Source organism: Labilithrix sp. (genome assembly GCA_019637155.1).
GTDB lineage: Bacteria > Myxococcota_A > Polyangia > Polyangiales > Polyangiaceae > Labilithrix.
On the sequence record JAHBWE010000001.1, the window covers coordinates 130,091 to 154,105 of the forward strand.

The following is a 24,015-nucleotide window of genomic DNA, read 5'->3' on the forward strand; positions in this document are numbered from 1 at the left end:
GTCATGCCTTCCTCTCCTCCGTGTCGATTGCGGCGAGCTCGGCGCGCGTCAGGGCGAGGAGCGCGTCGCGGTCGAAGCCGCCGCCGAGGAGCGCGATGCGGGTCGCGGTCTCGTGCGCGATCAGATCGAGCGCGTGGCGGAGGTCGCGGCGCGCCGCGGCGGCGTCGCCCTCGCGGCGCGCGAGGCGGCCGAGCTGGAGGTGCGCGAGCGCGAAGTCGGGCTCGAGGTAGAGCGCGGCGCGATGGCGATCGATCGCGGCCGGGCGATCGCCGCGGTGCTCCGCTGCGAGACCGAGGACGTAGTGCGCCTCCGGTCCGCCCTCCTCCGTCGCGACGAGGTGCGCGCAGACCTCCTCCGCCGCGTCGACCTCGCCGTCGCCGAGGAGCGCGACGGCGCGGAGCACGCTCGGTCCCGGCGCGATCGCGGCGAGGGCCTCCTTGAACCGCTCCTCCGCGACGAGCGCGACGACGTCGGGCGACACCGCGGCGAGCGGCTCCGGCGGCAGCGGGGCCATCCACTTCGGCGGCGTCGCCGTGCGCACGGTCGGCGGCGACGGCGCGACCGCGGCGCCGCCGGTGTGACGGTAGTGGAAGGAGCCGGCGCAGGCCTCGACCGCGTACTCCTCCGAGAGGCCGCGCAACGTCTCCGCGTGGCCGAGGAAGAGGAGGCCGCCGCGCTTCAGCGACGCGGTGAGGCGCGCGATGACGGTGCGCGCCGCATCGCGTGTAAAATACATGGTGACGTTGCGGCAGAACACGGCGTCGAACGGGCCGAGCGGGATCGCGTCGGCGTCGATCAGGTTCGCGGCGCGGAGGTCGACCATCGCGCGCACGTCGGCGCGGACCTCCCACGCGCGGCCCTTCCGCGTGAACCAGCGATCGCGATCGGGAGGCGCGACCGCGCGGAGCGCCCACTCCGAGTAGAGCGCGGCGCGCGCGGCCTCGAGCGAGCGCCGGCTCAGGTCGATCGCGGTCACGCGCGCGTCGCTCCGGCCGATCGAGAGGAGCGTCATCGCGATCGAGTAGGCCTCCTCGCCGGTGGAGCAGCCCGCGGAGAGGACCGCGATCGGCGCGCCCTCGCGCTCGGTCGCGAGTGCGCGCAAGGCCTCGAAGTGGCCGCGCATGCGGAAGAAGTACGTCTCGCCCACGGTGAGGAGCTGGCCGAGCGTGTGGAGCTCCGTCGCGTCCGGCGCCGACGCGTCCGGCGCCGACGCGTCCGGCGCCTTCGTGTCCGGCGCCGAGAGCGCGTCGAGGTAGGCCGTCGCCGTCGTCTTCCGTTCGGCGATGCGCTGCGCGAGCGCGCCCGCGAGCACCTCGTCCGCGTCGTCGCTCAGCTCGAGGCCGAGCTCACGCGCGACGATCGCGCGCATTCGTGCGAGCGCTGTCGGGTCAACGCGCATCGTCCTGCCCGGCGATCGCGCGCCATACCTCCTCGTCGACGAGCTTCGCGGTCTGGAGGATCGCGAGGAGCTCGCCGTCGAGCGTGGAGAGCTCGGCGATCGCGCCGCGCGCCGAACGCGCGAGGAGCGGCGCGACCGCGTCGTTCGTCGCCGCGAGGGCGCGCACGCCGACGACGGAGTGAACCGCGAGGACGGCATCGCGATCACCGACGACGATCGCGATCCAGCGCGTCGCCGCGTCACGCTCGTCGCGCGCGCCGCTGAAGAGCGTGGCCGCGTCGACGACCGGGACCGCGCGGCCGCGCACGATCGCCGCGCCGGCGACGAACGACGGCGCGCCCGCGAGCGGCTCGATCGGCAGCGGGCGCATCGTCTCGCGGACGTGCCGCGCCGGCAGCGCGGCGAGCGCGCCGCGAGCGGGACGGAAGACGACGTGCAGCGCCGCCGTCATGTGGCCGTGGCGTCGACGAGGCGGAGGAGCGCGCGCGACAGCTCGGAGAGCTCGCTCGCCGCCTGCAGCGTCTGCTTCGCGCTCGCGTCGGACTCGCGCGTCGCCTGCGCGACGTTGCCGATCGCGGAGCTCACCTGCTCGACGGCGGTGGCCTGCTGCTTGGTGGAGAGCTCGATCTCCCGCGCCGCCTCGGTCGACGTCCCGACCAGCTGCGCGATCTTCTGGAGCTGCGTCGAGACCTCCGCGAAGCGCGAGGTGCCTGCGTCCACCGCCTTGACCGTGCTCTCCGTCGCCATCACGGTCGTGTTCACCGCGCCGCGCATGTCGTCGACGATCGTGCGGATCTCCTTCGTCGATCCGCCGACGCGATCGGCGAGCTTCCGGATCTCGTCGGCGACGACGGCGAAGCGGCGGCCGCTCTCGCCCGCGCCCGCCGCCTCGATCGTCGCGTTGATCGCGAGGATGTGCGTCTGCTCGGCGAGCTCGTTCACGAGGTCGAGGATGCCGCCGGCCTCCTGCGACTTCTTCCCGAGCGCGAGCATGTGCGCCACCACGACGTCCATCTGGCGCCGGATCGCGTCGATCGCCTCGCGCGCGCCGCCCATCGTCTGGAGGCCGGTCCCCGCGCCGCTCGCGGTGTCCTCCGCGATGCGGGCGACGCGCTGGGAGCTCTCCGTGATCTGGCGCGAGGTGGCGAGGAGCTCGCGGATGGTGGCGGCGACCTCCGTCGTCGCGGAGAGCTGCTCGCGCGAGCCCGAGGCCTGCTGCGTCGCGGCGGCCTGCAGCTCCGACGACGAGCTGCGGATGCTCGCGACGGCGGAGCCGAGCTGGTTGCCGAGCGTGCGCGTGATGGTCGTCCCGGCGAAGGTGATGACGACGAGGGCGATGAGCGCGCCCACCCCGACCATGACCTTGGCGTCGCGCGCGCCCGCCTCGGCGGCGGTGGTTCGCCGCGCGAGGAGCGAGCGCTCTTCGTTCTCCATGTCGCTCGCGATGCGGCGGGCCTCGTCCATCTGCGCTTTGCCGTCGCCGCTCACGACGGAGCTCACCGCCGCCTCGAGGCCCTTCGTCCTGCGCTCCTGGATGACGCGCTCGAGCGTCGCGTTGCGTGACTGACTGGCGGTCTCGAGTTGGCTCAGCCGCGCGAGCTGCTGGGGGTTGTCGTTGATCAGGCGGCGAAGCTCCGCAAAGTTGCCCGGGAGGGCGGCGGAGGCGGATTCATAGGGAGCCAAATAGGCAGGATCCGCCGTGATCACGAACCCGCGCTGCCCCGTCTCACAGTCCTTCATGAGCGAGAGCGTCGTCGCGACGCGCTCGAGGACGGCGTGCGTGTGCGTGACGCGCGCGTTGTTTTCGATGAGCGCGTCGGTGCTCCGGTACCCGATTGCGCCGATGACGAGCAGCAGGGCGAAGGAGAGACCGAAGCCGAGTGCTACCTTTCTACCGACGGTCCACCCCGAGCCCCCGCTCGGACCACTGGATTGAGCCATGCGGGATAGTCGCCGGAAGCGAGGGAATCGTCGAGTGGGGATCGCGCGGTCGTGAGACACGCCCGACTTTTTGTCCTACTCCTCTTCGCGGCGTGCCGCTCGCACGTGCCGGCGAACGCTCCGGAATTGTCGGAGGATGACGCAGGACCGGAGCCGCCGCCGCCTGTTCCGCCGCCGGTCGTGCTCGAGGACGCGGGGGCTCCCCCCCCGGCGGTCGCGGTCGTCGACGCGGGGCCGCCTCCGGAGCCGGTCGGTCCGCCCGACATGGCGCTCGTGAAGGGCGGCACCTTCATGATGGGGTCGAACGACGAGGGCGAGCTCGACGAGCGACCCGCGCACGAGGTGACGGTCGCGTCGTTCTGGCTCGACGTGACGGAGGTCACGCAGAAGGCGTACGACGAGTGCGTCGCGGCGGGGGCGTGCGTGGCGGCCGATCCCGAGATCCTCGCGACGTTCGGGACGATCGCGGCGCCGGGTCCGTTCAAGGGTCCGAACCGCCCCGTCGTCGGCGTCCAGTGGACCGCGGCGCGGACGTACTGCGCGTGGCGCCAGAAGCGGCTCCCGCGCGAGGCGGAGTTCGAGCGCGCGGTCCGCGGCGACGACGGGCGGCGCTTCCCGTGGGGGAACGAGCCGCCGACGAAGGAGCGCACCGTGTTCCATCCGTCGAACTACCCCGAGGACGTGGGCACGCACCCGGCCGGGCGCGGACCCTACGGCCACGACGATCTCGCCGGCAACGTCTGGGAGTGGATGGAGGACGACTACGATCCGATCGCGTACACGCGATCGACGCCGGACGGCCGCGGCGGGGGCTGCGACGAGATCCTCGCCGCGCAGAACAAGCTGCGCGCGGAGGGGCGGCAAGGCTTCACCGGGACGAACCCGATCCCGACCGAGTGCGAGAAGTCGATCCGCGGCGGCGCGTACAACTACCCGGGGCCCGGGCTGCGGAGCACGAACCGCGTGCATCACCACGCGCGCTTCAAGCTCCGGATGCTCGGCTTCCGCTGCGCGAAGGACGCCTCGTAGCGCTCAGCCGCGGACGCGCCAGTTGCCGACGAAGCTCTTCGCGAGCTCGTCGCAGGTCGGGTCCGTCACGATGAGCTCGGGGCGGCCGTTCCGGTTCACGACGATCGTGTTCTGGCGGAACACGCGGCCGAAGGAGATCGCCTCGTCGCGGTCCATGCCGTGCACGAGCCACGACGGCTCGCGCCACGTGCCCTCGGGGTCCTCCTCGTAGCCGACGCACTGCTCGACGCGGTAGCAGCCGAGGATCAGCATGTCGCGGAGCACGGCGTGGCGCGCGTCGTTCACCTTGCGCGGCAAGAGCATCGAGCGCGGGTTGAACGCGGTGAGGATCGTGAACGGCTTCGTCAGGAGCTCGGGGAGCGAGGCGACGTCCTGCACGATGTCGCCGTCGAGCGAGACGCGGAGCGGGCCCGTCGCGGTGGGGAGGTCGTAGACGCTCGAGAGGTACTGGCGGAGGAGGTTGTGGTCCATGACGTGCTCGTTCGGGTCTCGGGGCGGGCTCAGGGCGGCGCGAAGTCGAAGCGGTAGCCGACGCCGCGGACGGTCTGGATGAAGGCGGGCTCTTGCGGGTCGACCTCCAGCTTCGCGCGCAGCTGCTGGATGAAGTTGTCCACCGTGCGCGGCGTGCCGTGATGGTTCGGTCCCCACACCCGCCGGAAGATGTCGTCGCGCGACATCGCGCGGCCGCGCTCGCTCACGAGGCAGACGAGGACGTCGAACTCGGTCGCGGTGACGTCGACGAGCTCGCCCTTCCGCTTGATCGTCCGCGCCGCGACGTCGACCTCGACGTCACCGAAGAGGATGCGCGGCCGCGCGGGCGCGACGGCGGCGGAGGTGGCCTGCGCCTGCGTCGTGCGCCGGAGCGCGCCGCGCACGCGCGCGAGGAGCTCCGCGAGGCTGAACGGCTTCGCGACGTAGTCCTCCGCGCCGAGCTCGAGGCCGGCGACCTTGTCCATCTCCGTCGATTTGGCGGAGAGGATGATGACGGGCACGGTGCGCCCCTCGTTCCGCAGCTCGTGGAGCACCTCGAGCCCGTTCCGCCGCGGGAGCATGACGTCGAGGATGACGAGGTCGGGCTCGATCGTCCGCGCGAGCTCGAGGCCGCGCTCGCCGTCGTCGGCGACGTGCACCTCGTAGCCCTCGCTCTCGAGGTTGATGCGCAGCCCGATCGCGATGCTCGGATCGTCCTCGACCACGAGGACGCGGCGCCCTTGCAGGCTGACCGGCTTTCGCTTCGAGTCGGAGCTCACGACCATCGTGCCTTCACACGCCGCTCCTTACCCCGAAGCTGGCTCGTCGTCACGGGTGACGGCGGGGAGCAGGATCGCGAAGGTGGAGCCCTTGCCTTCCTCGCTCTCGATCGTGACGCGGGCGTGGTGCGCGCGCGCGACGTGCTTCACGATCGCGAGGCCGAGGCCGGAGCCCTCCTTGTCGCGCGAGAGGCGATCGTCGATGCGATAGAACTTCTCGAAGATGCGGCGGTGCTCGGGCGGCGGGATGCCGGCGCCGTTGTCGGTGACCGCGATCGTGACGACGCCGTTCTTCGCGTGCGCGATGAGGCGGATCTTCGGCGGGGTGCCGCCATACTTCTGCGCGTTGGAGAGGAGGTTCACGATTGCGCCGACGATCGCGGGTCGATCGACGACGACGTCGGGCAGGTCTTCCTCCGCGTCGAGCGCGAAGTCGAGCTCGCCGCCGATCTCCTGGTGCGGGGCGTACGCGCGGAGGGCGTCGGCGAGGACGTCGCTGACCTTCTCTTCGCGGAGCTCGTAGATCTTTCGCCCCGACTCCATGCGGCCCCAGTCGAGCAGGCGCTCGATCATCTTCGAGAGGCGCTCCGACTCCGCGACGAGGTGGGTGGTGCATTTCTCGCGCGTCCGGTCGTCGACCTCGGGGCGCTGGAGGGTCTCGGCGAAGAGGCGGATCGCGGTGAGGGGAGTGCGGAGCTCGTGGCTGACCTTCGAGACGAAGTCGGCTTGGAGCTCGGACAGGTTCGCCTCGCGCCGCACGAAGACGAGGACGAGGACGATGCCGGTGATGACGACGGAGACGAAGCTGACGGTGAGGACCCCGAACAGCAGGTTGATGCGCGCCCCGATGAACAGCAGGATGATCCCGATCGAGAGGAGCAACACCGTCGGGATGATGATCAGGTAAACGAGGAGCTGAACGATGCGCCGATACCCGAGACGCTGAACGTTCTTCGCCGTCACCTGCCGGATACGCTCCCCCGCTCCAGGCGCACTCGAGCTCGTACGGTCTGCCGCAGTGGTCACGCCTGGCTCTTAGCATGTCATCGTCGGGGCTTCGCCCCGACACCCCACCCCAGACACGGCCCTCGCGCTGCGCGCTCGGGTTGCTTCGCAACCGCTGGAGCGGCCGCTTCTGGGGCCCCGGGTGGGGCGCGCGGCCCTCAAGGGCTCAAGGGGGGTGGGGGGTGGCTGCGGCGTGGTGCATGACGTCGCGCGGGGGGGGGCAGCCGAGCCAGAGGGTGAAGGCGAGGGCGCCTTGTGTGACGAGCATGCCGAGGCCGCCGGCATGGCGGAGGCCGCGGGCGGCGGCGGCGGCGAGGAACGGGGTGAGGCCGGTGGAGTAGACGACGTCGTAGGCGACGCAGGTCGAGGGGACGCTGTCCCAGTGGACGGCGCCGGCCGCGAGCTCGCCCGGCGGGCCGCCGTGCATGCCGGCGGTGGTGCATTGCACGATCGCGGCGAGGTCGGAGCGCTCGGCGTGCGGCGCGCCGCCGAGGGGCTCGAACACGAGCACCGGGCGCGCGTGGTCGGTCGAGGCCGCGCCGGCGGCGAGGACGTCCGCGGCGCCGATCGGCTCGGTGCGCGCGCGAACGACGACGTGCGCCGCGCCGAGCGCGCCGGCCGCGAACACCGCCGCGCGCGCCGCGCCGCCGCTGCCGATCACGAGCACGGAGGTCCCGGCGAACGTGCGCGGATCGCGGATCGAGAGCGCGCCGCCCGCCGTCCCGAAGTCGAAGCCGCGGAGCCGCGCGAGCTCCTCTGCGATCGCGGGCGCGTCCGTGTTGTGCGCGACGACGCGGCCGTCCGCGGTGCGGAGGAGCGTGTTCGCGGCGCCGATCGCGGCCGCGGCGGGCGCGATCTCGTCGGCGAGGGAGAGCACCGCGCTCTTGTGCGGGACCGTGACGTTGAGGCCGTCGAGCTCGCCCGCGCGCAGCGCCGCTACCCGCGCGGGGAGCTCCGCCGCCGTCGTCTCGATCTTCTCGTAGGTGTGGTCGAGGCCGAGCGCGCGGAACGCGGCCTCGTGCATCGCGGGGCTCCGCGAGTGCGCGACGGGCGACCCGATGACGGCGAACCTCACTTCGACCGCTCCACCGTCGCGTCGAAGCCGCCCTCGCCGACGCGGACGTGGACGGTGTCGCCGGGCGTCACCTCGGCCGCGTCGCGGACGGCGCGGCCGTCCTCCGCGCGCGTGACGATCGCGTAGCCGCGCGCGAGCACCTTGAGCGGGCTCATCGCGTCGAGGCGGGCGGCGAGCTTCGCGACGGCGGCGGCGCGATCGCGGACGAGGTGCGGCGCGACGCGGTGGAGGCGTTCGGCGAGCGACGCGCTCTCGGCCGCGCGCGCGCGCACGAGCGCCGGCGCGACGCGCGCCAGCTGCTCGCCGAGCGCGGCGGCGTTCGCGCTCCGCGTGCGCACGAGCTCCGGCGCGGTCTGCCGGAGTCGCTCCGCGAGCGCGGCGGTGCGCGTCGTCTCCTCGCGCACGAGGTGGCGCGCGGCAGCGGCGAGGCGGCCGTCGAGGTCGGCGAGGCGCATGCCGTCGCGCGCGATGCGCAGCTGCGGGTGCTGCACGCGGAGGCGGGCGTCGAGCGCCAGGGCCGCGTCCTTCTCGTTCGCGATGCGTCGCTGCGCGAGGCGTCCGAGGTGGAGCGTGAGCTCGTCGACGCGCTGCTGCGCGCTCGCGATGAGGAGCCGAGGATCGCCGAACGCCCGCATCAGCCGCGCGTTCTCGGCGCGGTCCTCGGCGAGGCGCGCGCGCATCGCGCGCTCGAGCCGCCGCGTGCGCTCCTCGAGGAGCTTCCGCCGCGCGCCGAGGTCCGGGACGATCATCTCCGCCGCCTGCGACGGCGTCGCCGCGCGCGCGTCGGCGGCGAAGTCGACGAGCGTCACGTCGACCTCGTGCCCGACCGCGCTCACGATCGGGACGCGGCACGCCGCGACGTCGCGCACGACGTGCTCGTCGTTGAACGCGCCGAGGTCGTCCGACGATCCGCCGCCGCGTCCGATCACGATCACGTCGACGGCGGCGACGCGCTGGAGGAGCCGCAGCGCGCGCCGGATCGAGTCGACCGCGCCGGGCCCTTGCACCTGCGCGGCGGCGAGGAGGATGTGCGCCCCGCCGCGGCGGAACGCGACCTTGCAGATGTCGTGGATGACGGCGCCGCTCGCGCTCGTCACGACTCCGACGACGCGCGGATCGTGCGGCAGCGCGCGCTTTCGCTCCTGCGCGAAGAGGCCCTCGGCCGAGAGCTTCTCCTTCAGCTTCTCGAGCGCTTCGAGCAACGCGCCCTTGCCGGTGGGCTCCACGCGATCGCCGACGAACTGCAGCTTCCCGCGCGGCGACCAGTACGTCGGCTTCCCGCGCACCTTGATCCGCGCCCCGTCCTTCACGAGCGCACGCCCGCGCGGCGACACGGAGCTCCGGTAGAGCACGACGTCGATCGACGCGTCTTCGGCCTCGTCCTTCATGCAGAAGTAGACGTGCCCGCTCGCCGCCGGCCGCGCCCCCGACACCTCGCCCTCGACCCACAGCTCCGCCGCGAACGTCCGCTCGAGCGACCGCCCCACGACCCGCCCGAGCTGCCCCACCGTGAGCACGCGCGGCCCCTCGGGCTTCGACGCCACCGGCTCGCGCCTCTCCGGCAACGGCGCCGGCGCCCACGGCTCGTTCCTGGTGGGCAACGGGTCCGGCGTCCACGGGGTCTCCGCGGCGGCCATGGCAGGGCGCGTCGCGGGGGCGCCTGGCTCGGCCACGCCAGGCGCACGCGAGTCAGGCGCGCCGCGCTCCGCCGCGGCCTCCTCCGAGACCGGCGGCGCGGCCGGGCGGGGCGGGAGGAGGGCAAAGTCGAAGGCGATCGTCTCGCCGCGCTTCGGTCCCTTCGCCATCAGGCGTGCTCGGCTTCGAGGAGGCGGACGTTGCGCCGCTTCTTCTCTTGCTCGGTCGAGTAGCGGAGCTGCTCGTAGAGCCGCATCACGTCCGTCTTCACGCCCTCGATGCGGATCTCCGGCGTCGTCTTGTCCATCGCCTCGAGCACGATGTTGCCCGTGCCCATGATGCGCTGGCCGATCGGGCGCTCCACCACGTAGTCGACCACGCGATAGAGGTCGATCTGCTCCATCCGCTTCGAGAAGACGCCCGTCTCGATCACGACCCGCTGCGTCGTGATCTTGTACGTCGTCCCGCGCGTGCGGACGTACTGCACGAGCGCGGAGATGCCGAGCGTCAGGATCGCGAGCAAGAGCCCGCCGAAGCTCTGGATGACGGCGGGATGGCCCGAGAAGAGCAGCTCCTCGGCGCCCGACGCGCCCGGCATCAACCCTTCGCGCGGCGGCTTGAGGTCGTTCATCGGAGCGTCAGCATAGCCACCGCCCGCCAAACCGGATAACGATCGCGCCGCATGCGCGCATTCAAGAAGGTCCTCGTCGCGAACCGCGGCGAGATCGCGGTCCGCGTCACCCGCACCCTCCACGAAATGGGCATCCGCGCGGTCGCGATCTACTCCGACGCCGACCGGGCCGCGCTCCACGTCCGCATGGCCGACGAGGCCTATCCCGTCGGCCCCGCGCCCGCGAGCGAGAGCTACCTCCGCGTCGACAAGGTCATCGACGTCGCGAAGAAGGCGGGCTGCGACGCGGTGCATCCCGGATATGGCTTCTTGAGCGAAAATCCCGCCTTCGCCGATGCGTGCGAGAAGGCCGGCATCACGTTCATCGGCCCGCCTGCGAGCGCGATGCGCGCGATGGGCTCGAAGACCGCGGCGCGCGCGAAGATGGCGGAGGCCGGCGTCCCGATCGTCCCGGGCGCGATGTGCGACACGACCGACGAGGCGATCGCGGCGGCGAAGAAGATCGGCTTCCCCGTGATGCTCAAGGCCGCGGCGGGCGGCGGCGGCAAGGGCATGCGCCTCGTGGGCTCCGAAGGCGAGATGGCGAACGCGTGGGAGCGCGCGCGGAGCGAGGCGAAGAAGTTCTTCGGCGACGACACGGTCTACATCGAGAAGGCGATCCTCCGGCCGCGCCACGTCGAGATCCAGGTCCTCGGCGATCGCGACGGCAACATGGTCCACGTCTTCGAGCGCGACTGCTCGATCCAGCGCCGCAACCAGAAGGTGGTGGAGGAGACGCCGACGCCCGCGAAGCACGCGTCGCGCGAGCTCATCGCGAAGATGGGCGCGATCGCGGTCCAGGGCGCGAAGGCGGTCGGCTACCACTCCGCCGGCACCTTCGAGTTCCTCCTCGCCGACGACGGCAGCTTCTACTTCCTCGAGATGAACACGCGCCTCCAGGTCGAGCACCCCGTCACGGAGCTCGTCACCGGCACCGACCTCGTCCGCGAGATGGTGCTCATCGCGCAGGGCGAGAAGCTCTCCTTCGCCCAGACCGACCTCGTCGCGCGCGGCGCCGCGATTCAGTGCCGCGTCTACGCCGAAGACCCCGCCTCGGGCTTCCTCCCGTCGCCGGGCCGCATCGATCGCCTCGTCACGCCCTCCGGCCCCGGCGTCCGCGACGACGGCGGCGCGTACCCAGGCTCCGAGGTCTCGAGCTTCTACGACCCCCTCGTCTCGAAGCTCTGCGTGTGGGCCCCGACCCGCGAGCGCGCCGTCGCGCGCATGCGCCGCGCGCTCTCCGAGTACGTCGTGACCGGTATCCGAACAAACCTCGCTTTCCACGAAAAACTCTTTTCGCACCCCGAGTTCGCCGCCGGCGACTACGACACGGGCTTCATCGAGCGCCACAAAGACGAGCTCCTCGGCTACCCGCAGGTGCCCGAGGCCGACCGCGACGCGGTCGCCGTCGCCGTCGCCCTCGCCGCCGCCCGCATGGAACGTGCGACAGGCGCAACCTCCGCCGCCCGCGGCGAAGAAGGCTCCCGCCTCTCCCCTTGGGTCGCCCAACACCGCGCCCACGCCCTCCGCTGAGGTAGGGGCAGCGTGAGGCGGGGCGCGCAGCGTGAGGCGGGGGACCGCGCCGCGCGAGGCGGCGGACCGCGCTGCGCTGAGGTAGGGGGGGACCGCGCAGCGTGAGGCGGGGCGCGAGGCGGGGGACCGCGCTGCGCGAGGCGGCGGACCGCGCAGCGCGAGGTAGGGACCGCGCAGCGTGAGGCGGGGCGCGAGGCGGGGGACCGCGCTGCGCGAGGCGGCGGACCGCGCCGCGCTGAGGTAGGGGGGACCGCGCAGCGTGAGGCGGGGCGCGAGGCGCGAGGCGCGCTGCGCTGTGAGGTAGGGGACCGCGCAGCGTGAGGCGGGGGACCGCGCTGCGCTGTGAGGTAGGGGACCGCGCAGCGCGAGGTAGGGACCGCGCAGCGCGAGGCGGGGGACCGCGCAGCGCGAGGTAGGGGACCGCGCAGCGCGAGGCGGGGGGACCGCGCAGCGCCGGTGCCGCGTGAGCGCCTACAACACCGCCCGCCAGCGTCGAGCCGCGACATGTCGAGCAGCGAACGACCCCAGAAGCGGCGCAAAGCAACAAGAGGCGGCCGCGCCAGCATGCGAAGCAACCAAGCGCAAAAGCACGAGCCGTGTCTTGGGTGACGGTGTCGGCTTATCGGGGGCGACTCGGGCCCCAGCTTTGCGAAGCACCCAAGCGCGAAGCACAAGCCGTGTCTTGGGGGAACGGTGTCGGGTCATCGGGGCGATCTGGGGCCCCAGAAGCGGCGGCAACAACGCCCGAGTGACGTTCCGGTACGGGTGTCGGGTCATCGGAGCGACCCGGGCCCGGGGGCCCCAGAAGCGGCCGCGCAAGCGGTTGCGAAGCAACCCTCGCGCTCCGCGCGAGGGCCGTGTCTGGGGTGGGGGTGTCGGGGGCGAAGCCCCCGACGTTGAAAGAGCGTGCGCGTGCTCGGAGTGCTATTTTCGAAGAAGCCTCTGCGTCATGCGTCGCCGTACTTCGAGCCTCCATCGTTGGCCTCTCGTCGTTCGCACCGGCGAGGTCGCGGGGCGCTCGCGCGTACGTGTCCCGGCGATCGTCGCGGCGATCCTCGTCGTCTGCGCCGCGCCCGTCGTGCCGGGGCTCCCGCTCGCGCTTCGCTTCGCGCTCGCGTTCGTCGCCGCCGGCGCGCTCCTCTACGCCGCCGTCCGCCGCGACCGCGCGCGCGCGAGCGGCGTGAGCGTCGTCGCGGACAAGGCAGGGCTGACCCGCATCTCGAACGACGCGACCAAGCCGATCGTGTCCTGGGACGGGCCCTTCGGCGTCACGCTCCTCGCCTCGTACGGCCGCCCGCACGCGCTCCTCGCGTTCACGACGCCGACGCAGACGCGTTACATCCCGACGCGCATCGACGAGCGCTCCGAGGACGACGACGAGCTCTTCTCCCGCATCGCCGTGCTCGCCGACCTCGACTTCGTCGACGGCGTCACGCACGACGCCGCCCTGACCGCGAGCGACGCCGCCGCGATCGTGCGCTACGCGGAGGAGCAGGCCGACGCCTCGCCGCTCGGCCGCGTGTTCCTGAGCGACGGGCGCGGCGTCCCGATCGCCCTCGATCGCGCCACCCTCTCGATCGACAAGCGCTCCTTCGACCTCACGAGCCACCTCGAGTGGCGCGCGCTGATGTTCCACGAGTCGACCGGCCACTCCGCCGCGCTCTATCAAGCGACGTGGATCTCGCAGAACGGCAGCGAGGTCGTGCTCGTCGCGCCGATGCCCGCGTCGATCGTCCCGCGCGAGCCGAACGCCCATCGCGAGGCGCACGGCCGCCTCGGTCGCGCCCTCACGCGCGACCTGAAGCTCCTCCAGTCGCCCGCGGAGCCGCCGCCCTCGCGCGACGTGCGCGTCGCGATCGATCGCCCCTTCATGCTCGCGGTGCGCCGCGTCCTCGACGAGGCGCCGCTCGCCACCCGCGTCGTCCCGCCGCCGCCGTCGACCCGCGAGGTCGAGAAGCGCGACTCGATCATTTAAGTGGTAGCTTCGTGGCCCTTCCATGGGCCAGTTCTACGTCACGACGCCGATCTACTACGTCAACGACATCCCGCACGTCGGGCACGCGTACACGACGATCATCGCCGACGCGGTCCGGCGCGTTCATCGCCTCTTCGGCGACGAGACGTACTTCCTGACTGGCACCGACGAGCACGGCCAGAAGATCGAGCGCAAGGCGGCGGAGGAGGGGAAGGACCCGAAGGCGTTCTGCGACGAGGTCAGCGCGCGCTTCAAGGAGACCTGGCCGAAGCTCGACGTCGAGTACGACCGCTTCATCCGCACGACCGATCCCGATCACGAGGCCTTCGTCGCCGACCTCTGGAAGAAGATCGCGGACAAGGGCGATCTCTACCTCGGCGACTTCGAGGGCTGGAACTGCGTCGGCTGCGAGGGCTTCAAGACGGAGAAGGAGCTCGAGCAGCCGGGCAACCTCTGTCCGATCCACAAGAAGCCGGTCGAGTGGCTCAAGGAGCCGACCTACTTCTTCCGCCTCTCGAAGTGGCAGGAGCCGCTCCTCCGCCTCTACGAGAAGCACCCCGAGCTCATTCAGCCGGAGACGCGCCGCAACGAGGTGCTCGCGTTCGTGCGCGAGGGCCTGAACGATCTCTCGTGCTCGCGCGTCACCTTCAAATGGGGCATCCCCGTCCCCGGCGATCCGGCGCACGTCATGTACGTCTGGTTCGACGCGCTCACGAACTACCGGAGCGCGCTCGGCCACGGCGACCTCACGCGCTTCTGGTCGCCGAAGGGGAAGGTCGTCCACCTCGTCGGCAAGGACATCCTCCGCTTCCACACCGTCTACTGGCCGGCGTTCCTCCTCGCGGCGGGCTACTCGGAGGAGGAGCTGCCGAACGTCGTCTTCGCGCACGGCTTCCTCACCGTCGACGGCGAGAAGATGTCGAAGTCGCTGAAGAACGGCGTCGATCCGCTCAAGGTCGCGGGCGAGCTCGGCGCGGACGTCCTTCGTTACCACCTCCTCCGCGCGGTCGCGTTCGGGCAGGACGGGGACTTCGATCACGAGGCGCTCCTCGAGCGCTACAACGCAGATCTCGGCAAAAACGTTGGAAACCTCCTGAACCGCGTGCTCGGCCTCTGCACGAAGAACGGCCACGCGACGCAGCCGAAGGACGACGGCCCGGACACGGCGCTCGAGACCGACCTCGACGAGCAGGTCCGCGCCCTCACCGCGCTGGCAAAGAAGCAGTGGGACGAGCTCGCTCCTCACCTCGCGCTCGAGACGACGATGAAGCTCTCGAACGCCGGCAACGCCTACGTCGACAAGGCGGCCCCGTGGGCGGAGGCGAAGAAGGGCGACGCCGCGCGCGTCGCGAAGATCCTCTCGCGCCTCCTCCGTCTCCTCGAAGCGCTCTCGGTGATGCTCTGGCCCGCGATGCCGCGGAAGGCGGACGCGATGCGCGCGCAGCTCGGCCTCGCGCCGATCGATCCGAAGGTCGGCGCCTCGCTCTGGCCGGAGGGGGTTTCTCCGTCGCGTCCGGAGATCACCCTCGCGCCGGCGGGCCCGCTCTTCCCGACCTTCGACGACAAGGCGCAGAAGGAGCTCCTCGATCGCCTCGTCCCGAAGCCCGCCCCCGCCGTCCCCGCCGCCCCGCCGCCCTCGCGGCCGGATCTCCCCCCGGTCTCGATGGCGCCGGCGACGTCGCTCATCATCAACTACGACCATTTCTCGATGGTCGACCTCCGCGTCGGCCTCGTGAAGACGTGCGAGAAGGTGCCGAAGAAGGACAAGCTCCTCCGCCTCACGGTGGACCTCGGCGAGGCGGAGCCGCGCACCATCGTCGCGGGCCTGGCGCTCACGTTCCAGCCCGACCAGCTGGTGGGCCGGCGCGTCGTGGTCGTGGCGAACCTGGCCCCGCGCGAGTTCGGCAAGGGCCTGGTCTCGCACGGCATGCTCCTCGCCACGGGCCCATCGGAGGCCCTCCACCTGGCGACGATCGGCGACGACGTCGCGCCCGGCTCGCGCCTGAAGTAACATCGCCTTCGTGGGGAAACCGCCGAGCGTTCCGGATCTCGATCTGCCGGCGAGCGGCGCGTCTTCGAAGCGCCCCGCGGCCCCCACCGCGCCCGCGCGCCCCGCCGCGCCCGCGAGCGGAGACGACGACGATCTCTTCGGCGGCGGCATCGAGCGCGGCATCAGCGCCGCGGCGCCGGTCGCGAGCAACCCGCATCACCAAGGCAAGGCGGTCGCGATCCAGTTCGGCGCAGCGGAGGACGACGATCCGTTCGGCGACGCGATCGAGCGCGGCGCGGGGACGTTCTCGTCCCCGCCCGCGTCCGCGCCTTCACGAGCGTCCGCGTCGTCGCGCGCGCCCGTTCCCATCGCGTCGGGCCCCGCGTCCCTCGACCTCGCCTACAAGCCGACGAACACGGCCCGCGCGGCGGAGGAGCCCGACGTCTCGTTCCTCGAGTCCGCGGGCGCGCGCGTCGTCCCGCTCGTCGGCTGCATCGCGGTCGTCGCCGCCGCGCTGAAGTTCCTGCATCGCCCGGGCCGCTTCGCGATCGGCGGTCTCCTCCCGCACGCGCTCGACGCGTCGTCGACCGTGCAGAGCGGCGTCTTCGCCGGCGTCGCCCTCATCCTCGCGATCGGCGTCGGCTACTACGGCTTCAAGACGCGCCCGCGCTCGTGGGCGATCGTCACCGCGGGCGCGCTCTTCCTCATCGCGTCGCTCGCCGTCGTGACTGTCACGCTCGTCTCGCTGGAGGAGGCCCCTTCGCCGGCCGACGGCGGCCGCCTCATCCCGTACGTCGTCCCGCTCGCGGTCCTCCTCTTCGGCCTCGGCGTCACGAGCCGCGGCATCGAGCCGTTCCTCGACGGCGGCGCCCGCCGCGCGCTCTCCTTCGGCCTCGGCCTCCTCGGCGGCGCGATCGTCTACGCGGGCATGGCGCTCAGCGCGTTCTGAGGTCGACGTCGATCCGGCGGACCGAGCCGTCGCGGACGGCGTGGGCGTGGGCGCCCGAGACGACGGGGCCTTCGATCGTCGTCGTGGTGCCGTCGCGGAACGTCAGGTGGTGGCGCACGGGGCGCACGCCCGATCGCCCGTACGTCGGGCGGCGCGCGGCGTTGTGGTAGACGACGAGCGCGCGGTTCATCAGCTTGAACGCGAACGTGCCCGCCGGCAGCGTCAGCGACTGCCATCCGTCGACGCGATCGAGGTAGCGCCGCTCCGTCGATGCTGCCTCCGTGAACAGCCAGCCCGGGAGCCTCGGCTCGAGGGCCAGCTCGAGCTCGTCGTCCGGCGACACGCGGAACGGGTGCTCGCCCGCCACCGCCAGGATCCATATGTGCAAGAACTCGCAGGTGATGCCGCTCAGGCGCGGCTGGAACCCGCGCCCGTGCAGGCGAGCGTCCGCGTAGGCGCTCGAGACGATGAACGACGCACCCTCGAGCGTGCTGCGTCCGTAGACCTCGGGGGACATGAACGGGATGAGCGCCGTCTTCGCGTCGCGCCAGAACTCGTCGCACAAGCCGCTCCGCAAGATCTCGAGCAGGTACTTGTATTCCATGTGCAGGTAGATCGACTCGTTCTCGATCCAGCCGCGCGGGTACGCCCCGATCGCGCGCCCCAGCTCGGGCGACTCGCCGTCCATCCGCTCGCACGAGCGGTACATGCGGAGCTTCTTGTCGAAGATCGGTGAGCGGCGCACCGCCTCGTAGACGTCCTTCGCCTCCTCGGGCAGCTCCTTCATCCAGTGCACCGCGCCCTCCAAGAAGAGGCGCACGGGGCGCTGGCGGAACGAGCGCGGGCGCACGGTCGGATACCCCAGCGGGCTGGTCTCGCCGGTTCGCTCGAAGTCGACGACGTCGTTGACGAGGTAGGTGTACGGCACGCCCGCCGGCGACATCGCCTTCGCGCGCTCGGGTCCGACGAGCACGCGGTCGAGGACCGCCCTTCCGTCGGCGAGGAAGGCGCGGACCTCGGCGATCGGCACGACGACGTCCTTCCCCGAGACGCCGAGCCGCGTCTCCTCGCGGTACGCCTCCTTCAGCGTGTTGGCCGCGTCCCAGTAGGCGAGCGCCGCCCGCGCGGCGCCGCGCGTCTTGCGCACGCGGAGCGCCTCCTGGAGCGGACGCATGAACCGCACGAGCTCTTCGTAGATCGGGACCGTGAGGGACGAATCGGCGTCGAGCCGCGCGAGCGCGCCCTCGAGCATCCGTACCGTGCGACGCAGCTCGATCATCTCCGAGAGGCCCGACCCGAACAGACCGGGCAAGCCGTTCATCGAGTCGTTCCAACCCGGCTTCCCGCCTTCCATCTCGACGCCGGTGCCCGCCGGATCGAGCGTCGCGAGGCGGTTGACGACGATCGTGAGGAGCTTCACGAGCAACGAGGTCTCGTACACGCGGCCCTTGCCGTGCTTGTTGCGGACCATGTTCGGAGCCTCGCTCCGCGCGGCGATCCGAGAGACCTTCTCCGGATCGCGCCGGACGGCGCCGTACATCCGGATCTTGCCGCCGGCGTCGACGCTCCGCGCCGCGCGGGGCAGCACGACGTCCGGATCGTCGAAGTACGTGTACGTCGCGCGCTCGAGGAGCACGGACCGGAGGCGGTCCGGGTACACCATGAGATAGAGCTCGAGGAGGTCCACGTTGTAGTGCCAGTGGTCGGCCCAGAAGCCCTCGTGGAGGTGCCCGATCTCGTTCTGCTTCGCGTGCGCGAGGACCTCGGCGAGGACGCCCTCCCACTCCGGGGCGGGGCGGCCGGTGAGGGCCTCGAGGCGCATCACGAGCTCGCCGGGCGTGAACGATCGCGCCATCCACGCCGAGAGCGCGCGTCGATCGTTCGCCGAGCGCACGTGCCGGCGGAGGCACGCGTCGACCGCGCCGGGGTCGACGACGCGGTAGCTCATCACCCCGACCTCGAGCGGGTTGTAGCCGTCGAGCTGGATCAGGTTGAGGAACGTCTGCAGGTTGGCGTCCTCCGTCTCGGGGAAGAACCAGACGTCGGTGCGGCGGTTCTGGAGCACGCTCCGGTAGTGGCCGTTCCCCTGCGAGAGGTAGCTCGGCTCGAGGGTGAAGAAGTGGTAGTCGCGCTCGAGGTCTCCGTTCTGCCGCGAGTACAGGTAGAACGCGCTCCGCGCGCCCTCGGTCTCGAACACGAGCGGCATGCCGCCTCGGATCACGTTGTCGAGGAAGTCGTAGCGCGCGTACGCGTCGAAGGCCGGCGACGCCGACACGGTGAAGGCGTGGTCGCGGATCGCCTCGACGATCTCCGAGGCCTCGGCGCGCTTGCGGGCGAGGAACTCCGGGCGTCCGAGGGATGCTCGCAGCGCGAGGAGGTCCTCGTCGCGCGCGGCGTAGCCGATGACGGAGTCGATGACGATCTCCTTCTTCGGGAGCAGCACGTCCTCGCGCACCGTGAACGCGCACGGCGTCTTGTTCTCGTGGAACTGCGGAGCGGCGAGCACGGCCTTCCGTCCCCCGGCCTCGAACGTCCAGGGCCGCTCGTAGCTCATGGCCTCGCCGAAGACGGCCTCGGGGTCGACGACGACGCCGCGCCCGAGCTTCGAGCCGGCGCTCAGGTAGAAGTGACCGCCCTCGATCCGCCCCACGCGCTCGCTGTCCTCCGGGGTCTGCTTCAGGCGAAAGAGCGGGACGCCCTTCTGATCGACGACGCCGAACATGCCCTCGATGTGGCGCGGAATGCCCTTGATGCTCGCGTGATCGAGCCCGGAGGGGAGGATGCGCGGGAGCCCGTCGACGCACTCGACGCGCCGGCGGCGCCCCCCGAGGTCGCGGACGCGGAGGCGGCGCGCGAGCCCCGCGATGCGGAGGTTCGGCAGCGCGCTGTACGTCACCTCGATCTCGAGGCCGAGCGCCTCGTTCCGCTCCGTGAGCACCAGCTCCGACGCGGAGATCGCCATCGTCTGCCGGATCGCCGGGTCCCTCGTCTTCCGGAACGGCTCGTAGGTGGCGCCGCCGTCGATCCGCAAGAACGTGCGGAAGCCCTCCCACCCGACCCGCGCGACCGCGTGGTTGAAGGACTGGAACTCGAGGATCTGCCCGTTCTTGTCGCGCGCGCCGAACGAGCTCACCGCCTGGCCGCGGTTCACGTAGTAGAGCCAGAGCGGCACTCCCCACTTGCCTGCGATGCCGGGGAAGAAGTTCGAGAACGGCGTCGCCCAGTTGTAGTCGTCGACGACGAAGCTCGAGGTGATGGGGTCGAGGCGAAACGAAGCCTCCTCGCGGCGGGTCATAGGCCATCGTCACGTCGGACGCGGTGATTGTGCAAGCCGCGTCAGCGATTCTTTTCGGCGAGCACCTCGGCGTCGGTGAGCGCGCGGCGGTGAACGACGAAACAGATGCGGGGCGCGTCAGGCCGTGATGCGGCCGACGACGAGCGGGGCGTCGGCGGGCTTCGCGTCGCCGTACGTGAAGGCTGACGCGGCGCGGGTCACGAGGTCGTCGTTCGCGGCGTGGAGGAACAAGCGCGCGACGACGTCGCCCGTCTTCACCGCTTCGCCCGGCTTCTTGTCGATCTCGATGCCCACCGCGGGATCGACCTTCTGGTCGGCGCGCGTGCGGCCGGCGCCCATCGCGACGCCGGTGAGGCCCAGGGTGAGGGCGTCGATGCCGGTGACGTAGCCGCTTCGTGGGGCCTTCACCTCCACGACGTGCTTCGCGACGTCGAGCTTCGACGGCGTCGCGACCACCGAGGCGTCGCCGCCTTGCGCCGCGACCATCCGCTCCATCGTGCGGATCGCGGAGCCGTCGGCGATCGCGGCGCGGAGCTTCGTCGTCGCCTCCTCGATGCTCGCCGCCTTCTTGCCGAGGACGAGCATCTCGGCGCCGAGGACCAGCGTGCACTCGACCAGATCGCTCGGGCCCTCGCCGTGCAGGACCTCGAGCGCCTCGCGCGTCTCGTTCGCGTTGCCGATCGCGCGGCCGAGCGGGGCGTCCATGCGCGTCAGCACGGCGACGACCTCCTTGCCCGCGCGCGTGCCGACGCTCACGAGGCGCTCCGCGAGCGCGCGCGCCTTCGCCTCGTCCTTCATGAACGCGCCCTTGCCGACCTTCACGTCGAGGACCAGGGCGTCGATGCCCTCCGCCAGCTTCTTCGAGAGGATCGAGGCGACGATGAGCGGGATCGACTCGACCGTCGCCGTGACGTCGCGCAGCGCGTAGATGCGCTTGTCGGCGGGGGCGATCTCCTGCGTCTGCCCGATCATGCACGTGCCGACGTCCTGCACGATGCGCGCGAAGTCCGCGATCGGGAGGTCGGTGCGGAAGCCCGGGATCGCCTCGAGCTTGTCGAGCGTGCCGCCGGTGTGGCCCAGGCCGCGGCCGCTCACCATCGGGACAGGCACGCCGCACGCGGCGACGAGCGGAGCGAGGCAGATCGACACCTTGTCGCCCACGCCGCCGGTCGAGTGCTTGTCGACCTTGATGCCGGGCACGCTCGAGAGATCGAGCACCGAACCGGAGTGGAGCATCGCCTCCGTCAGCGCCACCGTCTCCGCGTCGTCGAGGCCGCGGAAGAACACTGCCATCAAGAAGGCCGCCATCTGGTAGTCCGCGACCTGGTTGTCGACCAGCGATCGCAGAAAATCCTTGATCTCCTCGGGCGGGAGCGACGCTCCGTCCCGCTTCGCTTCGATGGTCTCGACGATCGTGCGCTTCATGGGGCCGCGAGCGTAACCCGTCACAGCGCTTTGGGGTAAGCTGCGGGCCGATGTTCCGGATGTTTTCCTTCCTCGGCGTCGCGGTGCTCGTGGCCGCTTGCTCGAAGCCGGATCCTCCGCCGCCCGCGCCCGCGCCTGCACCCGAGCCTGCGCCTGCACCGAGCGTCGTGCCCGCGCCCGCGGCGACGGCCGCGACGTCCGCGGCGCACGAGGAGATCGCCGCCGCGGTCGGCGACGGCGGAGACTGCGGCTCCAACGAGAACCCGTGCCCGCTCCAGGCATGGATGAAGGAGAACGCGAACCCGCCGATGCAGAAGCCCGACCTGCCCGCGCTCGCCGAAGCGCTCGACAAGATGGTCGCGTTCGCGCCGCCCGGCAGCGACTACCCGAACTGGGTGTCCATCTCGAAGGACGGCGCGGCCGCCGCGCGCAACGGTGACGCCCAGGCGGCCAAGGCGTCGTGCCGCTCGTGCCACGACCAGTACAAGAAGAAGTACAAGGCCGAGATCCGCACGCGGAAGATCTGACGATGCGGCCGACCTCGACGAAGAACGGCTACAAGCCGAAGACCCCGAAGCTGGGACGTCCCGTCGGTCGCTTCACGCAGCACCGCCGCCTCGATCGCCTGCGCGAGGCGCTCGAGGCCGAGCCGCGCGGCCTCACGCTGGAGGAGATCGCGACGTACCTGCGCATCACCGAGCGCTCCGTGCGCCGCTACCTCCGCGAGCTCGACGGGACGAAGGTCGACGAGAAGTTCGAGCTGCTCGAGCCGGTCGCGACGCGCCCCGGCGGGCCGCTCCGCTGGCGCATCAAGCCGGGCGAGCGCGGGCGCGCGGTGTCGCTCCGCCGCGCGCAGGCCTACGCGCTCCTCGCGACGCGGCAGGGGTTCGACGTCCTCCGCGGCTCCGCGCTCTACGACGAGGTCGACCTCGCGCTCGGACAGATCGCGAAGATCGCGCAGACGCCCTTCCGCGCGGGGCGCACCGAGATCTCGGGGGAGCACAAGCTCGAGTCCCGCTTCGTGTTCGCCCCTTCGCTCGCGCGCTCCTACACCGCGCGCGGCGAGGACCTCGACGAGCTGTTCCGCGCCGTCGCCGATCTGCGCGTCGTCCACTACCGGCCGCGGCAGCAGCGGACCGAACGGCAGGTCTTTCGTCCCTACGCGATGGTCATGCACCGCGGCACGATCTACGTCGTCGGCGTGCCCCACGGCGGTGAGGTCGAGGCGCTGCCGCTCGAGGTGATGACCGACATCCGCTCGAGCGAGACGGAGCGCTTCGAGCTGCCCGCGGGCTTCGACGTGAACCAGTACATCCACGGCGAGCTCGGGGTGGGGCGCATCGGGAAGGCCCGCTTCACCGTCGACTTCGACGCGCGCGTCGCGGACGAGGTGAAGGCGAAGCGCATCCACCCGCTCCAGCGCACCGCGAGCTCGCCCGACGGCCGCGTGCGGTTGTCGCTCCCGCTCGTCGACCGGGCGGCGGCGGTCGCGTTCGTGCTCTCGTGGGGCGACGCCGCGCGCGTCGTCGATCCTCCGGAGCTGGTGGCAGACGTGCGCGCGATCTTGTCGCGCGCGGCAGCGAGGTACTCATGAGCGAGCGACCGTTCGACATCGTCCTCTTCGGCGCGACCGGCTTCACCGGCAAGCTGGTCGCCGAATACCTCGCGAAAGAGGCCAAAGGCCGCGACGTGAAATGGGCCATCGCCGGCCGTAATCCGGTGAAGCTCGAGGCGATCCGGCGCGACCTCGCGCGGAGCGACACGACGCTGCTCGACCTCCCGCTCCGTACCGCGGAGTCGCACGACGTCGCCTCGCTCGACGAGCTCGTGCCGCAGGCGAAGGTCGTATGCACGACCGTGGGGCCGTATTCGAAGTACGGAATCGAGCTCGTGCGGGCGTGCGCGCGTCACGGCACGAGCTATTGCGATCTCACCGGCGAGCCGCCGTTCGTGCGCCGCTCCGCCGACGAGTGCAACGAAGAGGCGACGAAGAACAAGGCGCGCATCGTCCATTGCGCGGGCTACGACTCGATCCCCTCCGACCTCGGGACGCTCCTCGCGCGCGACCACGCCGGCGAGGACCTCGCGTGGGCGAAGGTCTTCGTCGGCAAGGTGAAGGGCGCGATCAGCGGCGGCACGATCGCCTCGATGCTCGGGATCATGGAGCTGGCGAAGAGCGATCGCGAGGTGCGGAAGCTCCTCTTCGATCCGCACGGGCTCGACCCCGTGCGCGGCGACGCCGATCGCGATCCGTTCGAGGACGATCAGCGGAGCGTCCGCTTCGACAAGGACATCGGCCGCTGGACCGCGCCCTTCGTGATGGCGACGATCAACACGCGCGTGGTCCGGCGATCGCACGCCATCCTCAAGGCCGAGAACGACAAGGGCTATGGGCCGAGCTTCCGCTACAACGAAGCGATGAGCTTCGCGAAGGGACCGGCCGGCCTCTTGAGCGCGACCGCCGTCGTCGCCGCGGTCGGCGCGTTCATGGCCGCGACCGCGATCGGCCCTGCGCGCGCGGCGCTCGAGCGCACGGTGCTGCCGGCGCCGGGAGAGGGGCCGTCGCGCGCGTCGATCGAGTCGGGCTTCTTCGAGATGCACGTCCTCGCGCGCACGGAGTCGGGGCGGATGATCCGCGGCCGCGTCGCGGGCGACAAGGACCCCGGCTACGGCGGGACCGCGATCATGCTCGCCGAGAGCGCGATGTGCCTCGCCAAAGACGAGGCGAGCCTCCCGCAGCGCTGGGGGATCCTCACCCCCGCGACGGGGATGGGGATGCAGCTCGTGAAGCGGCTGCGCGCCGCCGGCATGACCCTCGAAGCGCACGACGCGTGAGAGTGCGAG

At 71.6% G+C, this 24,015-nt stretch carries 19 protein-coding genes; 8 read left to right on the plus strand and 11 right to left on the minus strand.

Translation table 11 applies throughout. The annotated features are described in order from the left end of the window. Position 1 precedes the first annotated feature (1 nt). From KF837_00615 to KF837_00625, 3 genes are read right to left on the minus strand one after another with little or no spacing between them, the layout of a single operon-like run. Positions 2 to 1,369, minus strand: a complete 1,368-nt coding sequence (locus tag KF837_00615; protein ID MBX3225775.1) for a methyltransferase domain-containing protein — start codon at positions 1,367 to 1,369, stop codon at positions 2 to 4. A gap of 19 nt (positions 1,370 to 1,388) precedes the next feature. After that, positions 1,389 to 1,850, minus strand: coding sequence for a CheW domain-containing protein (locus KF837_00620; protein ID MBX3225776.1), 462 nt, complete (start codon positions 1,848 to 1,850; stop codon positions 1,389 to 1,391). After that, on the minus strand, positions 1,847 to 3,340 hold the full coding sequence (locus KF837_00625) for a CHASE3 domain-containing protein (protein MBX3225777.1): 1,494 nt from the start codon (positions 3,338 to 3,340) through the stop codon (positions 1,847 to 1,849). The genes KF837_00620 and KF837_00625 overlap by 4 nt, the downstream gene beginning before the upstream one ends. Before the next feature lie 264 nt (positions 3,341 to 3,604). On the opposite strand from KF837_00625, the gene KF837_00630 reads away from it, so the two are divergent. Next, positions 3,605 to 4,369: an SUMF1/EgtB/PvdO family nonheme iron enzyme gene (locus KF837_00630; protein ID MBX3225778.1), complete on the plus strand. Its 765-nt coding sequence runs from the start codon at positions 3,605 to 3,607 to the stop codon at positions 4,367 to 4,369. A 3-nt stretch (positions 4,370 to 4,372) separates the two neighbouring features. Here KF837_00630 and KF837_00635 read toward each other — a convergent pair whose 3' ends face one another. The 6 genes from KF837_00635 to KF837_00660 all read right to left on the minus strand — a co-directional run bounded on the left by KF837_00635 (position 4,373) and on the right by KF837_00660 (position 9,965). Further along, a complete protein-coding gene (locus tag KF837_00635) occupies positions 4,373 to 4,840 on the minus strand; it encodes a DUF3293 domain-containing protein (GenBank protein ID MBX3225779.1) in 468 nt (155 codons plus the stop codon). 29 nt (positions 4,841 to 4,869) lie between these two features. Continuing rightward, complete coding sequence (locus KF837_00640) at positions 4,870 to 5,625, minus strand: response regulator transcription factor (protein ID MBX3225780.1); 756 nt, start codon at positions 5,623 to 5,625, stop codon at positions 4,870 to 4,872. A 21-nt stretch (positions 5,626 to 5,646) separates the two neighbouring features. Continuing rightward, positions 5,647 to 6,582, minus strand: coding sequence for a two-component sensor histidine kinase (locus KF837_00645; protein MBX3225781.1), 936 nt, complete (start codon positions 6,580 to 6,582; stop codon positions 5,647 to 5,649). Between the two features lie 208 nt (positions 6,583 to 6,790). Continuing rightward, positions 6,791 to 7,699 carry a shikimate dehydrogenase gene (locus tag KF837_00650; protein MBX3225782.1) on the minus strand — a complete coding sequence of 303 codons (909 nt, stop codon included), beginning with the start codon at positions 7,697 to 7,699 and terminating at the stop codon, positions 6,791 to 6,793. Then, on the minus strand, positions 7,696 to 9,504 hold the full coding sequence (gene xseA, locus KF837_00655) for an exodeoxyribonuclease VII large subunit (protein MBX3225783.1): 1,809 nt from the start codon (positions 9,502 to 9,504) through the stop codon (positions 7,696 to 7,698). Before xseA ends, KF837_00650 begins: the two co-directional genes overlap by 4 nt. Then, the gene (locus KF837_00660; protein MBX3225784.1) at positions 9,504 to 9,965 is read right to left on the minus strand and encodes a PH domain-containing protein; all 462 of its coding nucleotides are present in this window, start codon (positions 9,963 to 9,965) and stop codon (positions 9,504 to 9,506) included. Before KF837_00660 ends, xseA begins: the two co-directional genes overlap by 1 nt. A gap of 51 nt (positions 9,966 to 10,016) precedes the next feature. Between KF837_00660 and KF837_00665 the strand changes: the two genes are divergently transcribed. The 4 genes from KF837_00665 to KF837_00680 all read left to right on the plus strand — a co-directional run bounded on the left by KF837_00665 (position 10,017) and on the right by KF837_00680 (position 16,451). Then, a complete protein-coding gene (locus tag KF837_00665; GenBank protein ID MBX3225785.1) occupies positions 10,017 to 11,537 on the plus strand; it encodes an acetyl-CoA carboxylase biotin carboxylase subunit in 1,521 nt (506 codons plus the stop codon). Between the two features lie 949 nt (positions 11,538 to 12,486). Beyond that, positions 12,487 to 13,512 carry a hypothetical protein gene (locus KF837_00670; protein MBX3225786.1) on the plus strand — a complete coding sequence of 342 codons (1,026 nt, stop codon included), beginning with the start codon at positions 12,487 to 12,489 and terminating at the stop codon, positions 13,510 to 13,512. A gap of 22 nt (positions 13,513 to 13,534) precedes the next feature. Beyond that, positions 13,535 to 15,523, plus strand: a complete 1,989-nt coding sequence (gene metG / locus KF837_00675; GenBank protein MBX3225787.1) for a methionine--tRNA ligase — start codon at positions 13,535 to 13,537, stop codon at positions 15,521 to 15,523. 10 nt (positions 15,524 to 15,533) lie between these two features. Then, complete coding sequence (locus tag KF837_00680) at positions 15,534 to 16,451, plus strand: hypothetical protein (GenBank protein MBX3225788.1); 918 nt, start codon at positions 15,534 to 15,536, stop codon at positions 16,449 to 16,451. Here KF837_00680 and KF837_00685 read toward each other — a convergent pair. Then, a complete protein-coding gene (locus KF837_00685) occupies positions 16,438 to 19,746 on the minus strand; it encodes a hypothetical protein (GenBank protein MBX3225789.1) in 3,309 nt (1,102 codons plus the stop codon). The genes KF837_00680 and KF837_00685 overlap by 14 nt on opposite strands. A 117-nt stretch (positions 19,747 to 19,863) precedes the next feature. Beyond that, on the minus strand, positions 19,864 to 21,171 hold the full coding sequence (locus KF837_00690) for a thymidine phosphorylase (GenBank protein ID MBX3225790.1): 1,308 nt from the start codon (positions 21,169 to 21,171) through the stop codon (positions 19,864 to 19,866). Positions 21,172 to 21,455: 284 nt separating this feature from the next. On the opposite strand from KF837_00690, the gene KF837_00695 reads away from it, so the two are divergent. Genes KF837_00695 through KF837_00705 form a run of 3 tightly spaced genes read left to right on the plus strand, consistent with a single transcriptional unit; the run spans position 21,456 to position 24,006 of the window. Next, positions 21,456 to 21,698 carry a hypothetical protein gene (locus tag KF837_00695; GenBank protein MBX3225791.1) on the plus strand — a complete coding sequence of 81 codons (243 nt, stop codon included), beginning with the start codon at positions 21,456 to 21,458 and terminating at the stop codon, positions 21,696 to 21,698. A 2-nt stretch (positions 21,699 to 21,700) separates the two neighbouring features. Beyond that, positions 21,701 to 22,765: a WYL domain-containing protein gene (locus KF837_00700; GenBank protein MBX3225792.1), complete on the plus strand. Its 1,065-nt coding sequence runs from the start codon at positions 21,701 to 21,703 to the stop codon at positions 22,763 to 22,765. Further along, complete coding sequence (locus KF837_00705) at positions 22,762 to 24,006, plus strand: saccharopine dehydrogenase NADP-binding domain-containing protein (protein ID MBX3225793.1); 1,245 nt, start codon at positions 22,762 to 22,764, stop codon at positions 24,004 to 24,006. The genes KF837_00700 and KF837_00705 overlap by 4 nt, the downstream gene beginning before the upstream one ends. Positions 24,007 to 24,015 lie beyond the last annotated feature (9 nt).